At 46.8% G+C, this 15,075-nt stretch carries 14 protein-coding genes; all 14 read left to right on the forward strand.

The window, feature by feature from the left end:
- Positions 1-3 precede the first annotated feature (3 nt).
- Positions 4-2,481 (forward strand): type I restriction-modification system subunit M, encoded by a 2,478-nt coding sequence (locus tag T504_RS0105910; protein ID WP_033170145.1) that lies wholly within the window; start codon positions 4-6, stop codon positions 2,479-2,481.
- Entirely contained in the window at positions 2,475-3,761 is a 1,287-nt protein-coding gene (locus tag T504_RS13835; protein WP_051635231.1) for a restriction endonuclease subunit S, read from the forward strand. Before T504_RS0105910 ends, T504_RS13835 begins: the two co-directional genes overlap by 7 nt.
- A 14-nt stretch (positions 3,762-3,775) precedes the next feature.
- Positions 3,776-6,931 (forward strand): type I restriction endonuclease subunit R, encoded by a 3,156-nt coding sequence (locus T504_RS0105920; protein ID WP_033170146.1) that lies wholly within the window; start codon positions 3,776-3,778, stop codon positions 6,929-6,931.
- A 27-nt stretch (positions 6,932-6,958) separates the two neighbouring features.
- The gene (locus T504_RS14765; protein ID WP_197018687.1) at positions 6,959-7,657 is read left to right on the forward strand and encodes an HI0074 family nucleotidyltransferase substrate-binding subunit; all 699 of its coding nucleotides are present in this window, start codon (positions 6,959-6,961) and stop codon (positions 7,655-7,657) included.
- 74 nt (positions 7,658-7,731) lie between these two features.
- A complete protein-coding gene (gene prmA, locus T504_RS0105930; protein ID WP_033170147.1) occupies positions 7,732-8,682 on the forward strand; it encodes a 50S ribosomal protein L11 methyltransferase in 951 nt (316 codons plus the stop codon).
- Positions 8,679-9,416: a 16S rRNA (uracil(1498)-N(3))-methyltransferase gene (locus tag T504_RS0105935; protein ID WP_033170148.1), complete on the forward strand. Its 738-nt coding sequence runs from the start codon at positions 8,679-8,681 to the stop codon at positions 9,414-9,416. Before prmA ends, T504_RS0105935 begins: the two co-directional genes overlap by 4 nt.
- 14 nt (positions 9,417-9,430) lie before the next feature.
- Positions 9,431-10,735, forward strand: a complete 1,305-nt coding sequence (mtaB, locus tag T504_RS0105940) for a tRNA (N(6)-L-threonylcarbamoyladenosine(37)-C(2))-methylthiotransferase MtaB (RefSeq protein ID WP_033170149.1) — start codon at positions 9,431-9,433, stop codon at positions 10,733-10,735.
- A gap of 115 nt (positions 10,736-10,850) precedes the next feature.
- On the forward strand, positions 10,851-11,198 hold the full coding sequence (locus T504_RS0105945) for a histidine triad nucleotide-binding protein (protein ID WP_033170150.1): 348 nt from the start codon (positions 10,851-10,853) through the stop codon (positions 11,196-11,198).
- 99 nt (positions 11,199-11,297) lie between these two features.
- The gene (rpsU, locus tag T504_RS0105950) at positions 11,298-11,480 is read left to right on the forward strand and encodes a 30S ribosomal protein S21 (protein ID WP_033170151.1); all 183 of its coding nucleotides are present in this window, start codon (positions 11,298-11,300) and stop codon (positions 11,478-11,480) included.
- 75 nt (positions 11,481-11,555) lie between these two features.
- A complete protein-coding gene (locus tag T504_RS0105955; RefSeq protein ID WP_033170152.1) occupies positions 11,556-12,002 on the forward strand; it encodes a GatB/YqeY domain-containing protein in 447 nt (148 codons plus the stop codon).
- A 146-nt stretch (positions 12,003-12,148) separates the two neighbouring features.
- The gene (locus T504_RS0105960) at positions 12,149-12,745 is read left to right on the forward strand and encodes an outer membrane beta-barrel protein (RefSeq protein WP_033170153.1); all 597 of its coding nucleotides are present in this window, start codon (positions 12,149-12,151) and stop codon (positions 12,743-12,745) included.
- A 111-nt stretch (positions 12,746-12,856) separates the two neighbouring features.
- The gene (locus T504_RS0105965; RefSeq protein ID WP_033170154.1) at positions 12,857-13,486 is read left to right on the forward strand and encodes an NfeD family protein; all 630 of its coding nucleotides are present in this window, start codon (positions 12,857-12,859) and stop codon (positions 13,484-13,486) included.
- An 18-nt stretch (positions 13,487-13,504) separates the two neighbouring features.
- On the forward strand, positions 13,505-14,509 hold the full coding sequence (gene floA, locus T504_RS0105970) for a flotillin-like protein FloA (protein ID WP_033170155.1): 1,005 nt from the start codon (positions 13,505-13,507) through the stop codon (positions 14,507-14,509).
- Between the two features lie 10 nt (positions 14,510-14,519).
- Positions 14,520-14,966, forward strand: coding sequence for a hypothetical protein (locus T504_RS0105975; protein ID WP_033170156.1), 447 nt, complete (start codon positions 14,520-14,522; stop codon positions 14,964-14,966).
- Positions 14,967-15,075: the final 109 nt, after the last annotated feature.

Genomic DNA, 15,075 nt, shown 5'->3' on the forward strand with positions numbered 1-15,075 from the left:
TAAATGGCAGTAAAGAAAACAGAATTATACAGCTCTCTATGGGCAAGTTGTGATGCTTTGCGGGGCGGGATGGATGCTTCTCAATATAAAGATTATGTGCTGACCTTGCTGTTTATGAAATATGTTACGGATAAATATCTCAATAATAAATATGCTGAGATTATCGTTTTTGATAAAGAACATGACCCGGAAGAAGACCCGGAAAAGCGGGTAGGTTGCAGCTTTGAAGATTTCATCAAACTGAAGGAGAAAAAGAATATCGGTGAAGGCATGGATAAAATCATAGCCCGACTGAAAGAGGTCAACACGTCACTTAGTGCTGTGATTGGCAAGATATCCTTCAATGATGAGCAAAAGTTGGGCAAAGGCAAGGAAATGGTGGATAAGCTCACGGAGCTTATTGCAATCTTCCAGCGTCCAGAGTTGGATTTTCGCAATAATAAGGCTACTGGTGATGATATTATCGGTGATGCCTACGAATATTTGATGAAACACTTTGCCGCCGACAGCGGCAAGAGCAAGGGACAGTTCTATACCCCGGCCGAAGTTTCACGGATTTTGGCCAAGGTAACAGGGATTGGCACAACGACTAAAAGCAATCCGACTATCTGTGACCCAGCCTGTGGTTCAGGTTCCCTTCTAATCAGGGCTGTAAACGAAGCTCAGCATGGCGCGACAGGTTACGGGCAGGAAAAAGATGTGGCAACAGCCGGTTTGGCGAAGATGAATGCGGTGTTGCATAATCAGGCAACCATTACCATCAAAGCAGGGAATACCTTCTCTGAACCGCAGTTCAAGCATGAATTAAATGGCAAGGATTGTCTGGACAGATTTGATTTTGTGGTAGCCAATCCTCCCTTTTCCATGAAAAACTGGACGCATGGTTTGAAGGGACATGAGTGCGGTCGTTTCGATGGTTATGGGGCAACGCCACCAGAGAAAAACGGCGACTTTGCCTGGCTCCTGCATATATTGAAAATCATGAAGGAAGATGGCAAAGCGGCGGTTATCCTGCCACATGGTGTACTGTTCCGTGGTAATGCCGAGGGCATTATCCGGGAAAATATGGTGCAGTATATCAAGGGGGTTATCAGCCTGCCAGCAAACTTGTTTTATGGTACGCCGATTCCTGCCTGTATTATTGTGCTGGACAAAGAAGATGCGGACAGTCGTGATGGTATCTTTATGATAGATGCCAGCCATGACTTTGTGAAAGATGGCAATAAGAACCGCTTGCGGGAATGTGATGTTTATAAAATCGTTTCTACTTGGGAGAAAAAGGCTGATGTGCCGCATTATGCCCGCATGGTGCCGATGAGCGAAATCCGGGAGGAAAATGACTGTAACCTCAATATCTCCCGTTATATCGAAAGTGTCAGCGGTGAGGTGCAGGAAAATATCGAAGCGCATTTGCATGGCGGGATTCCTGCTGATGATGTGGAAGGTTTTGTCCTGTATTTCCAAAATTTTGCAGGGCTTAGGGAGCAGTTGTTTGCTCCATTGCGTGATGGTTTCTTTTCGTTGAAGCCAGCTCTGGGCGAAATCCGTTCGGTGATTGAGGGCAATAAGGATTATCAGAGATATGGACAGGGCGTGCAGAAGGCATTTGCTTATTATTGCTCGCTAATAGATGGTGATTTGCGGGGAATTGACAAGTCAACTGCCAGCGGTGAGCTGATTCAGAAATTAGCAGGTGCTTTGTTGGATAGTTTTGCTCCTTTGGCACTGCTGGACAAATATGCGGTGTATGAGGTACTGCTGTCCTATTGGACGGAGGTCATGGCAGATGATGTTCTGCTGATTATCAGTGATGGCTGGGGCGCAGGTCGGGAAATCGAGGACATCAAGAAGATTCAGGAGTCCGGCAAGAACAAAGGTCAGGTCAAGATTATCGGCTGGGAAGGCAAGCTTGTACCTAAGGATGTGATTGCCGAGGTATATTATCCGGCGGAAAAACAAGCCGTGAAGAAAGCGGCAGAGAATTTGCAGAGTGCCGAAGCAGACTTGGCGACTTTTGTGGAGGAAAATAGCGAAGATGATGGTATATTGTCAGAATGTACGAATGACAAAGGCAATATTGATTTGAAGCTGGTAACAGCCAAGCATAAGGAATTAAAGAACATGCAGGAGCAGATGGAGAGCACCATGATTATTATGGGCTATGTGGAGCGGGATAAAAAGGTAAAAGCTGCGCGGAAAAAGCTCCATGCTGCCGAAGCTGACTTGGAAAATAAATGTTTGGCGTATTATCCACACCTTACGGATGAAGAAATCTGCGATTTGGTCATTGCGCGCAAATGGGAATATGTTCTTGGCAAAAGGCTGACCGACTTATACAATGCTGTTGCCCATAATTTGACCAGTCAAATTGAAAATCTGGCTAATCGCTACGCCAAGACCTTGCCGGAACTGGAAGCCGAAGCAGAAGAAGGCGAGGTCAAGGTCAAAAAGCATCTGGAGAGGATGGGATTTGCGTGGTGAATGGGTATAGAATAACTGATATTGGAAAGATTCCTTGTGATTGGGAAATAAAAAAATTAAGGGACTGCACGAAGAAAAACTTAACTTATGGAATAAATGCGCCAGCAGTAAATTATGATAGTAAATTACCCCAATATATTCGTATTACGGATATAACAGATGATGGATATTATGATGAGACAAATCGTGTATCGGTGGATAATGAAGATGCTGATAGATATGTCGTGCATGAGGGGGATATTTTGCTTGCGAGAACAGGAGCAAGTACAGGAAAAAGTTATTTGTATAGAGCGGAAGATGGGCGTTTAGTTTATGCAGGATTTTTAATAAGTGCTTCAATAGACCGTGATAAAGCTGATGAAAGATTTATTTTCGCACAGTTACATACTGAACGCTATTGGAAATGGGTAGAAAGTACATCTCAACGAAGTGGTCAACCAGGAATAAATGGTAAGGAATATGGAGAATATTTACTCGCTTTTCCTAAAAAAGCTGAACAGACTTCAATAGCGAATGCAATTTCTGACATTGAGAATCTTATTTCCACGCAAGAAGCGCTTATCGCCAAAAAGCAAGCTATTAAACAAGGTGCTATGCAGGAATTGCTGACGGGAAAACGGCGCTTGGCAAAGTTTAAGCAAGGACAGAAGTTTCAAAATACGGAAGTGGGGAGGATTCCGTTCGATTGGAAAGTTTTGTCTTTGAAAGAGTGTTGTGTCGGTAGTTTACACTATGGGGTTAATGCGCCAGCTATTCCCTATGATGAAAAATATCCATGTTATGTACGAATAACGGATATAACTGATGAGGGAAAATATTCAAATAGTGATAGAGTTTCAGTAAGAGTAGGTTTTGATTCGGAATTCATTCTTAAAGAAAATGATATTTGCCTTGCGAGAACAGGTGCTAGTACAGGAAAAAGTTATTTGTATAATATATTAGATGGGACTATGGTATATGCTGGTTTCCTAATATGTGCAAGTATTGATAGTACAATTGCGAACGCAGACTATATATTTAACCAGCTTCATACAAATAGATATTGGTCTTGGGTGAAGGCTGTTTCACAGAGAAGTGGTCAGCCAGGAATAAATGGGCGTGAGTATGGGGACTTGCTCTTGCCAATGCCATCATTAGAAGAACAAATTGAGATAGCAGAAGTTTTGCAGGATATGGATAGAGACATAGTTAAGCAGCAGGCAAAACTGGAAAAGTTACGCCGTATAAAATCCGGTATGATGGATAAATTATTAACGGGCAAGATTCGCTTGACCGATTAGGGGAGGGACAGGTATTGAGTGATTCAGAACGCATAGTACAGAGTCGTGTCCTGACCTATTTTCGTGGCAATTTGGCTTATCGGGAAATCGGCAATCTGAAGGAGCAGGAGAATCGCAATATTCGCGAGGCAGATTTGCTGCATTTTTTGACGGTCCAAAAGGGCTATGACAAGAAACTGGCCCGTAAGGCTATTACCAAGCTGAAGCGGGAAGCTGGCTGTACTAAAGGAAAGCTCTATCAGGCCAACAAGGATTTCTATCAGCGATTGAAATATGGTCTGCCTGTGGCCGAGAATGCTGACAGCAAACCTGTAACGGTGGAACTGGTGGATTATGACAATCCACGTAACAACGATTTTGCCATTGCCGAAGAAGTCACCGTCAAGGGAGAATTGGAAAAGCGTCCTGATTTGGTGGTCTATCTTAATGGTATCGCTGTGGCGGTTATTGAGATGAAAAAGAGCAGTGTCAGCGTGGCCGAAGGTATACGGCAGAATCTGACCAATCAGCGGGCGCAGTTTATCGAGAGCTTTTTTACTACGGTGCAGCTGTGTCTGGCGGCCAATGAGTCCCAAGGTTTGCGCTATGGCACAACACTGACCGAGGAGAAGCATTATCTGACGTGGAAAAGTGATGGCTACCATGAGCAGGAGAATGAGCGTGATGCGGTAGATATTGCCATTGAAAAGGCCAATGCACAGCTTATGGGGCAGTTTGCCCCGGTGCTTTACAAAGAGCTGGCACATATTTTCACGAAGGAGCGGTTCCTTGATCTGTTGGAAAATTTTCTGGTATTCGATAAGGGGAGAAAGAAAATCTGTCGCTACAACCAGTATTATGGTGTCAAGCGTGCGCAGGTGCGGGTAACTTCCCGGCAGAATGGCATTATCTGGCATACGCAGGGCAGTGGCAAGACACTGACCATGATTTGGCTGGCCAAGTGGATAAAGGCGCATAATCATAATGCTCGTGTTCTGATTGTCACCGATAGAGAGGAATTGGACGAGCAGATTGAGCGTACCTTTGGCGGTGTGGATGAAAAAATTGTTCGTACCCGCAGTGGTGCAGATTTAATCAGCCTGCTTATGCAGGAAGAGAAACGGTTGATTTGTTCCCTGATTCATAAGTTCGGTCAGCGAGGCGGTGAGGCAACTGGTTCGGATTATGAGAAGTATATCGAGGAACTGGAGAAGAATTTGCCGCAGGACTTTGCACCGCGGGGAGAATTCATTGTCTTTGTAGACGAATGCCATCGTACCCAGTCGGGCAAACTGCATTTGGCGATGAAACATATTATGCCGGATGCGGTGCTTATCGGCTTTACTGGTACGCCACTTTTGAAGAAGGACAAGAAAACCAGTCTGGAAGTATTTGGCAGTTTCATTCATACATACAAGTTCAATGAAGCTGTGGAGGATGGTGTCGTGCTGGATTTGCGCTATGAGGCGAGGGATATTCCGCAGGATATCATGAAGCCGGAGCGCATTGACAAATGGTTTACTCATAAGACGAGAGGTTTGACACCAAAGGCCAAGGCTATATTGAAAGCTCGTTGGGGAACTATGCAAAAAGTGTATGGTTCAGCTTCCCGCCTTGACCGCATTGCGTTGGATATTATCTTTACCTTTGAAACTACGCCCCGACTGGAAGAAGGTGGCAATGCGCTGCTGGTGGCAGACTCCATCAGCAGCGCCTGCAAATATTATGAGTTGTTTTTACAGCATGGCTTCAAGAACTGTGCGGTGATTTCTTCGTATACTCCAAACGCAGCAGAACTGCGTACTGACACGGTCAGTGTTGATGAGGATACGGATACCTGGATGAAGAACCGTACCTATCTGAAAATGGTAGGGATTGACCCGGATAAGATGCCAGCCAGAAAATCTGCGGTGGGAAAGATTATTGCCGATTTTGAAAAAGAAGCCAAGCGGAGGTTTCAGGAAGAACCGCACAATATGCGGCTGCTTATCGTGGTGGATAAGTTATTGACGGGGTTTGATGCTCCGCCCTGTACATACTTGTTTATTGACAAACAAATGCGTGACCATGGACTTTTTCAGGCCATTTGCCGGGTAAACCGTTTGGATGGTGAAGAAAAGGAATTCGGTTATATCGTGGATTACAAGCATCTGTTTGGAGAAATAAAGGATGCTTTGGAAGTCTACACAGCAGAGAATCCTTTCAGCGGTTATGACCCGGAGGATGTGGATGGCTTGTTAAAAGACAAGGGCAAAGAGGCCATGGCAAAATTGCGAGAGCGCCTTGATCATTTGGCAGAAATCACTGAAGGTGTAGAGCCGCCCAAGGATGAACTTTCTTATCAGCATTATTTTTGCGGCAGTGAAGAAGATAATGCCGATGAAATGGTGCAGGAGGTTTATGCTCGTATCCGGGAGAGCCTCTATATGGCAGTACGGGCACTAATGCGTGCGTTTGCTGAAGCCAAGCCTTATTTGATAGATGAGTGTAGTGGGGAAGAGGTGGCAGACTTTGAAAATCGTGTACGCTTCTATGCCGAGCTAAAGAAACGCATTGCCCTGGCTAGTGGTGATTATCCTGACTTGAAGGCTTATGAGCCGGATATGCGCCGTTTGATTGACGACTATATTCATGCGGATGATGCAGAAAAAATTGGCAGTATGGAGGACTTTACCCTGCTGGAATATATCACAGCAGCCGGGGAAACACTGACGGACAAGGCCAAGGATAGCAGGAAACGCTGCAGCGCCGCTGAAGGGATTGAAGGCAATATTCGCCGGAAAATCGTGGAGAAGCGGACGCTTAATCCGAAGTATTATGAAAATATGTCGGTAATTTTGCAGGAGCTGATTGCTGCTCGTAAACAGGCTGCGCTTGACTATGAAGAACTGTTGAAACGCTATCAGGAACTGGCAATCAAGGTGGAAAAACCTGAAAAAGCTACACGTTATCCGTCAAATATTGGCAAAAGTTCTGCCAGACGCGCTTTCTTTGATTATTTTGATGGTGATGTGCAGAAGGCTGTTGCCTTGGATGAAGTGATTAAAAATTGCCAAGGTATCACCGGTTTCCGTGAAGATGAAATCAAAAAACGACGCTTGAAGGGAGCAATCTATCAGTCATTGCAGGATGATGATGCTACGGAGGCTGTATACAGGCTGGTGGCTGAGCAGATTAAGGAGTATCCATAATGGAGTAAGGCACGGAGAGAATTTATTATGAATAATTACCAGCTTGATCGTGAAATAATTGCCGAAATCGTCAGCATAGCCAAGGCGCGCAGGATAAAAAAGCTGTTGCTGTTTGGTTCCCGGGCACGCGGCGATAATAAGGAACATAGCGATATCGACTTGGCTGTTTCTGGTGGCGATATCTTAGGTTTTTCATTGGATGTTGATGAAAAGACGAATACCCTATTATCTTTTGATATCGTGGATATGAACGAGCCGATAACGGATAAGTTGCGACAAGAGATTGAACGTGATGGAATAGATTTGTATCGATTGGGATGTGCAGAAATGAAGAAATATGAGTCCTTTGCAAGCTGTTTGACGGTATTGGAACAAGCGGATCATAAGATGGCAAAGCAAAATGAAATCTATCGTATGGGAATCATTGGGCAGTTTAACCTGACGTTTGAATTGGCTTGGAAATCCTTGAAAGAGGTGTTGGAACTATATGGTGTCGCAGAGGCAGCTACTGGTTCGCCGCGGGAAATATTCAAGGTTGCGTATAAATTAGGCTGGATAACGGATGAAAAAGTTTGGTTGGATATGCTGAAAAAACGCAACATTGCGATTCATGTCTATGATGAAGATAGAGCTTTGACCGTGATGGCAGCAATCTTTGCAAGTTATATGACGGCATTGCAGGCTTTGCGGGAAGAGTTGCGGAAGCGGTTGGAAGGTATCGGGTGATATATTTTCTTGTTTTTTGCAGACAATGCTTATATAATTAGATAATTACTGAAGGACAAAAGGAGCGATGTATTTTGAAATGGGCAGAAGTGAGTATCCTGACCACCCATGAAGCTACGGATGTTGTGGCAGAAATCTATCACGATATCGGTGCACAGGGAGTTGTTATCGAAGACCCGGAACTCCTGAACAGTTACATTGATTCGGGAATGTGGGATTTTTCGGATATCCAGCGTGCGGACAATACAGAAGTTGTTACGGTCAAGGCATATCTGCCCATGGATGAAGACCTTGATGGCAGATTGCGTGATTTTGAGCAGCGAATCAAGGCGTTTCGCGAGATTGAAGGCGATGGCATCACGAAGGGATCCTGCGAAATTTCTTGGAAATCGGTTCAGGATGAAGACTGGTCGGATAACTGGAAAAAATATTTCCATCCGGAAAAAGTCGGTGGTATGATTGTTATCAAACCGACTTGGGAAGATTATACGGCTAGCCCGGATGATATCGTTATTGAGCTTGATCCAGGGGCAGCGTTTGGTACGGGAACGCATCCGACGACAGCCATGTGCATTCGTGAATTGGAGAAATTGGTACGTGGCGGCATGCGGGTCTTTGATGTTGGTACGGGGTCTGGTGTCCTCGCTATTGCTGCAGCAAAATTGGGGGCAAGTGATGTTACTGCCATGGACTATGACCGGACGGCAGTCAATGTGGCGGCTGAGAATATCCGGGAAAATCAAGTAGAACGTACGGTTAAGACTGGCATCAGCGATATTTTGAAATCTTTTGATGGCAAGGCAGACTTGGTCGTGGCCAATATTATTGCGGACATCATCATTCGGTTGTTTGAAGAGCTGGATGAGCATCTGGCCGATGGTGGTAAACTTTTGGCATCGGGGATTATTGCCGAGCGGGTGGCTGATGTTACCGAGGCCTGCATTGCCAATGGATTTGTAGTCGATAAAGTCATCGAAGAAAAAGGCTGGGCCGCAATGGTCATCAGCCGCGGGGAAGACAAATGAGGCGCTTGTTTTATAAGGGCCTGTTAGCCGATACCATAGAAATTACGGGCAGTGATGCGCATCATTTGATGCATGTCATGCGAGCAAAGGCCGGCCAGGAAATCATCCTGGTGGATGATGAAAATCAAGTGGCCCGCATGGAGATGACTGCTTTTCGGGAAGATGCGGTAACGCTTACCTTGCGGCAGCGCCTGGAAGCGGATACGGAATCGCCTATTGATTTGGTGTTGGCACAATGCCTGCTAAAGTCTGACAAGATGGATATGGTGGTACAAAAAGCTGTGGAACTGGGGGCGGTTGGCGTTATTCCTGTTCGCAGTCAGAATTGTGTCGTTCGCTATGATGCCAAAAAGGCAGCAGCCCGGCAGCAACGCTGGCAGAAAATTGCAGATGAGGCAGCAAAACAATGTGGCCGCACCGCGCTTTTGACGGTGGATCCCGTAACGGATATCAAGGCGCTTATCGCAGCAGAAAAAGAGCAGGAAGACAGTGTATTGGTTTTCTTTTACGAAAATGAAGACCAGCAGACGGTCAAGGATTACTTGCGTCAGATTACTGCCAAACGAATCGTATTGTTGGTGGGGCCGGAAGGCGGTTTTTCTTTGGCAGAAGCAAAAGCTGTCGAAGAGGCTGGCGGTAAGAGTGTAACGCTGGGGCCTAGAATCCTGCGAGCGGAAACCGCGGCCTTGACGGCTCTGTCGGTTGTACAATACGAATGTGGAGATTTAGGATAAGGAGGATTTTTGCCTTGCCAAAGGTGGCATTAACAACACTGGGATGTAAAGTCAACCAGTTTGAAACTGAAACAATGGAAGGTCTGTTCAAGCAGAAGGGCTATGAGATTGTTCCGTTTGACGAGACCGCAGATTTCTATGTTATCAATACCTGTTCGGTCACCAGTCTGGGGGACCGCAAATCCCGGCAGATTATTCGCCGGGCCAAGCGGCAGAATGAGCAGGCAATTATTGCGGTATGCGGATGCTATGCGCAAGTCCACCCCGAAGAAATCAAGGCGATCGAAGGGGTTCGGGTTGTCCTAGGGACAAAAGAGCGCAGCCGCATTGTTGAGTATGTTGAACAGGCTGCACGGGAAGATGGGATTCTCGATGAGGTGGGTAACATCATGGAGGCTCGCGATTTTGAGGATATTCCGCTCTACGATATGCCGCAGCGTACACGGGCGTTCCTGAAAATTGAAGATGGATGCCAGAATTTCTGTTCTTATTGCATTATTCCCTATGCGCGGGGACCGGTAAAATCCCGTCAGTTGGATAAGATTCATGCGGAGGCAAAGAAACTGGTTGATGCGGGGTTCAAAGAAATCGTTTTGACGGGGATTCACCTTGGTGCTTATGGCCGCGATTTGTCGGAGAATGTCAATTTGGCGGATGCCTGCCGGGAAGTATTGAAAGTAGCGGGCTTGAAGCGGCTTCGTTTGGGATCGTTGGAATCCATCGAGCTCTCACCGGAACTGTTTGAACTCATCCGTCAGGATGATCGCTTCTGTGCGCATCTCCATTTGCCATTGCAAGCAGGTTCGGATTCCGTGCTCAAAGATATGAATCGTCATTATGATACGGCAGAATTTGCCCGCCTCATTGAACGGGTGGAAAGCGAGGTCCCCGGCGTAGCAGTATCGACGGATATCATTGTCGGCTTCCCTGGGGAGACCGAAGAACAATTCCAACAAGGATTGGATTTTGTGGCGAAAATGAATTTTTCGCGCATGCATGTATTCCCGTATTCCCGCCGCAGTGGGACACCTGCAGCGGAGCGGACGGACCAGATTCCCGAACCAGTCAAAAAGGAACGCGTTCACCGCATGCAGGAACTAGCCGCTGGCAAGACGGAAGAGTTCCATCGCATGTTTATCGGTAAGACGATGCGCGTCCTATTCGAAACGAATCATGAGGGGATAACCGACGGACTTACGGATAATTACATCCGCGTATATACGGATGACGAAGTTAGCTGTGGTGAACTCTATGAGGTGCGCCTGGAACGGCTTTATCGAGATGGTGTCTTTGGCAAAGTCGTAGAAAAGGTGAAATAAAATTCTACAGTAAGCAGGTAATTCGCTTTTTGTGGCGAATTATTATAGATGTATCCGGTTTATGCGCAGTGTTTGGCGTAATGGACGGATAAATTCAACAAGGGAGGTGTTAAAGATGGCAGATTGTATTTTTTGCAAGATTGCTCAGAAGGAGATTCCTTCAAATCTTGTCTACGAAGATGATCAGGTGGTAGCATTCAAGGATTTGGAACCACAGGCTCCCGTTCATGTACTGGTCATTCCGAAGAAACATGTGGAAAGCGTCCTGGCTTTTACCAAGGAAGACAAGGATTTGGCGGCACATATCCTGGTGGATGTAATCCCGCAGTTGGCCCGCGAGTTGGGGGTAGATGAGAAGGGCTTCCGCGTTGTCACCAATACGGGTGAGGAAGGCGGGCAGAGCGTCAAACATCTGCATTTCCACCTCCTGGGCGGCCGTTCCCTGCAGTGGCCTCCAGGCTAATCAGTTTGTGGTTGACATGGCTGCGCCAGCTGATGTATAATTGTGTGGTGTAGTTATGAAACACAAACTCCCAAGTTAAGTGGAGGGGGGGAAAAATAGATGGCAAACGAAATCAAAGTTGGTAAAAATGAATCAATCGATAGTGCTCTCCGCCGCTTCAAGCGTATGTCCCAGAAAGCTGGTACGCTGGCTGAAGTGAGAAAACGTGAACATTACGAGAAACCGAGCGTTCGCCGCAAGAAGAAATCTGAGGCAGCTCGTAAACGCAAGTTCCGCGGCTAATCCTAGGTTTTTGCGTGAGGCGCCTGTCTTATGGACAGGCGCCTCATTTTATTTTGATAGAAAGAGGGAAATACGATGTCTCTGAAAGAACAGTTGACGAATGATATGAAAGAAGCCATGAAAAACCATGAGAAGGATCGCCTGGCTGTAATCCGCATGGTTCGTGGGGCAATCCGCCAGCAGGAAATCGATGGGCAAAAAGAACTCGGTGATGAGGATGTCATCGCAGTGTTGAGTAAAGAAGTCAAGATGCGCAAGGATTCCCTGGAGGAGTTCAAGAAAGGCGGCCGTGAAGATTTGGTCGAGAAAACGCAGGCAGAGATTGATGTACTCATGCCTTACTTACCTGCGCAGCTGTCGGAAGAGGAAGTGCGTGAACTCGTAAAGGCGGCTGTCGAGCAGACTGGTGCCACTACGGGCAAAGACATGGGGAAGGTTATGGGCGTCCTGATGCCGAAAGTAAAAGGACGTGCCGATGGCAAAATGGTCAATACGATTGTCCGCAGCTTTTTGCAGGGCTAAGAGAGCCGTCGAAATTTAATAAACCTCCAAGGAAAAACTAATGAACATAATAGCGATTATTCATGAAAGGTTAATATCACAGTGATACATTATGCATGTTAAATGATTGTTTATCTGTTGTTCATGAAGTTTGGAGGATCAATTCAATGAAGAAGAAGGCTTTATTTGCTGCGGTTATGGGGATTACGATGTGTGCTGGTACGGGCTTTGCTGCACCGGCTACGAATTACGATGCTGGCGCTGTCACGGTAGAGGCAGGGATGAGCATTGCTCCGGATATGCAGATCAACGGTTTTTCTGGCGATGATAAAACTCGTCCATATGCTGGCGCTACGGTTGGTCTGGGCAGCGATTTTGCGCTTCAGTATAAATATGCCGACAACAAGGCAAGAAATGTTGGCATGAGAATGCAGGAGTTCAACTTGAACTATAAAGCTGGCAAAAATACCTACATCTATGCAGGTAACCTGAATGTCAAAGGTACGTCGGCAGCATCGGGGATTTCCGATAATCGTGTACAGGTCGGCGTGAAGTATGTTGCTCCGGCTGGTGATAAGACGAATTGGTGGGTCGGCGGTGCTGTTGGCGATGATCTCTGGCGTGCAGAAATCGGCGGTTCCTATGCATTGGCTCCAAACGTAGATTGGGATCTTTCCTACCAGTATACGGATGTCAAAAATGTCGATGATGTGGCTGACGTCAAAACCAGAGGACTTTACACGGGCCTTACGTTTAAACTCTAATTGAATTGAGTGGTGCAGGGATAAAGGCAGCAGGTAATACCTGTTGCCTTTTCTGCATATAAGCAGGTTATTTCCTTTGCGTGGGGAATATAGTAGTAGGAGGTGATAGCGATGGATGTTGTAAGTATTCCTGCATTGCAGGTTTTGTTGCTGGCGATTATGTTCCTGGCAGTTTTAGTGGAAATAAAGACTGGTGGAATGGGCGCTGGCGTGTTGTTGGGGCTGGTAGCTGCCGCGGTGTTTTGGGGCAGTCAATACGTAAGAGGATTAGTGGATCTCTATCAGATTGCGATGTTTTTGGCGGGAATCCTCTGTATTGTTTTTGAAATGCTCATGCCGACAATAGGGCTTTTAGCTGGTGTCGGCGTGGCAGCGATGCTCTATAGCGTGGTGTTGGCGCTGGGCGGTGATATCCAGGCTATCTACGCTATGCTGATTGCCTTTGTGGTGTCGATCGCTGGGTTTGCCTTGATTGTGAAACGGCTCCCATCCAGCCGGCTTTGGAACAAAGTCGTGTTGAAGGATCAGTCCGAATCGGCGCGCGGGTATGTCAGTACAACACCCAAACAGGCTTTTCTGGGGAAAGAAGGAGAAGTGCTAAGTGAACTGCGGCCTTCGGGGATAGTGCTTCTCGAGGGCGTTCCTGTAGACGTGGTTTCGGAAGGTGCTTTTATCCCCAGGGGAGAGAAAGTCCGGGTAGTAGCTGTTGAGGGTGTTCGGGTAGTCGTTCGTAAAGTTTGATTTTCAGGAGGTATTGTTATGGTCGGAATAATTGGATCAGGTTTTTTCTTGGTTTTACTCATTGCATTTGTCATGATATTTTTACATTTTGTCCCACTGGGGCTTTGGATTTCGGCGTTAGCTGCTGATGTCCGGGTGGGGATTGTTACACTGGTGGGCATGCGGATGCGCCGCGTTCCGCCGGCAAAAATTATCTTGCCACTTATCAAGGCGAACAAAGCTGGATTGAATGTGGCGGTCAATCAGCTTGAGGCGCATTATCTGGCAGGTGGTAATGTCGATAAAGTTGTCGATGCGCTGATTGCCGCTCATCGTGCCCAGATTCCCCTTCCGTTTGAGCGTTCGGCTGCCATTGATCTGGCGGGGCGTGATGTATTAGAAGCGGTACAGATGAGTGTTAATCCGAAAGTTATTGAGACGCCGGTGGTTTCGGCTGTTGCCAAGAATGGTATCGAGCTCAAGATAAAGGCAAGGGTTACGGTTCGTGCCAATATTGACCGGTTAGTCGGTGGTGCTGGCGAACCGACAATTATTGCTCGCGTTGGCGAGGGAATTGTCACGACGGTTGGTTCCTCGGAAAGTCATAACGATGTGTTGGCCAACCCGGATGATATTTCGAAGACCGTGTTGGGCAAGGGGCTTGATGCAGGTACCGCCTTTGAAATCCTTTCCATCGATATTGCCGATGTCGATGTCGGGCGCAATATCGGTGCAGAACTCCAGACGGATCAGGCTGAAGCTGACAAGCGCATTGCGCAGGCAAAAGCCGAGGAACGCCGTGCTATGGCTGTAGCCAAAGAGCAGGAAATGAAGGCATATACGCAGGAGATGGAAGCCAAGGTCGTCGAGGCGCAGGCCGAAGTTCCGCATGCTATGGCGCAGGCCCTTCGCGAAGGAAAACTGGGGGTTATGGATTACTACAATTTAAACAATGTTCAGGCTGATACGGATATGCGCAATGCCATCAGTGCTTCCGGCGAAGGCCAGGGAAAACTTCAAGCACCGACGGCTCCAGTAAAGTAAGGAGGTCATCATGGAATCGGCCCTGATGATTCTGGTATTTGTCTTGTTTGCGGTGCTGTCGGATAAAAAAGGCAGCAAGAAAAAAGTTCCTGCGCCAAGACAAGACAATCCAAGAGCGAAGACTAGTGAAAATTTAGGATTTAAGATTCCGGAACTGCGCAATGCACCGGATTCTGCGAAGCGAGATGCGGAGTGGATCATTCAGCAGCAACAGGCTTATCGGCAGGAGCAGGAGGCAAAGCGGCGCGAGGCGGAATATCAGAAACAGCGTTTACGTGCGGAAGAACAGATTCGGGCGGCAGAGCAGGCTGCTTATGAAATACAGGCTAAACTGGCAAGTGCTCCTCAGCGGCAGCCACGGCTGCGAATTCCTGCCCTTACGCCGGAATCCGCGCGACAAGCAGTAGTTTTGGCAGAGATTCTTGGGCGTCCTAAGGCTTATCGTAGACGCCGTTAACGATAAATTTTATGCGTTTTACCGATGACAAAAATGGGTATTTGTAGTAAAATAAGACAATATGCTATGAAGAAAGAAATACGAATTTTTGTAGGTGATAAACGTGTCA

Source organism: Selenomonas sp. ND2010, from assembly GCF_000702005.1.
Taxonomy (GTDB): Bacteria; Bacillota; Negativicutes; order Selenomonadales; family Selenomonadaceae; genus Selenomonas_A.

Coding starts and splice junctions, on each gene's coding strand:
- T504_RS0105965 (WP_033170154.1), top strand. CDS start 12,857: ATGGATGTTGTAAGTATTCCTGCATTGCAGGTTTTGTTGCTGGCGATT.
- T504_RS0105955 (WP_033170152.1), top strand. CDS start 11,556: ATGTCTCTGAAAGAACAGTTGACGAATGATATGAAAGAAGCCATGAAA.
- T504_RS0105960 (WP_033170153.1), top strand. CDS start 12,149: ATGAAGAAGAAGGCTTTATTTGCTGCGGTTATGGGGATTACGATGTGT.
- floA (WP_033170155.1), top strand. CDS start 13,505: ATGGTCGGAATAATTGGATCAGGTTTTTTCTTGGTTTTACTCATTGCA.
- T504_RS0105945 (WP_033170150.1), top strand. CDS start 10,851: ATGGCAGATTGTATTTTTTGCAAGATTGCTCAGAAGGAGATTCCTTCA.
- T504_RS14765 (WP_197018687.1), top strand. CDS start 6,959: ATGAATAATTACCAGCTTGATCGTGAAATAATTGCCGAAATCGTCAGC.
- rpsU (WP_033170151.1), top strand. CDS start 11,298: ATGGCAAACGAAATCAAAGTTGGTAAAAATGAATCAATCGATAGTGCT.
- T504_RS0105975 (WP_033170156.1), top strand. CDS start 14,520: ATGGAATCGGCCCTGATGATTCTGGTATTTGTCTTGTTTGCGGTGCTG.
- T504_RS0105910 (WP_033170145.1), top strand. CDS start 4: ATGGCAGTAAAGAAAACAGAATTATACAGCTCTCTATGGGCAAGTTGT.
- T504_RS0105935 (WP_033170148.1), top strand. CDS start 8,679: ATGAGGCGCTTGTTTTATAAGGGCCTGTTAGCCGATACCATAGAAATT.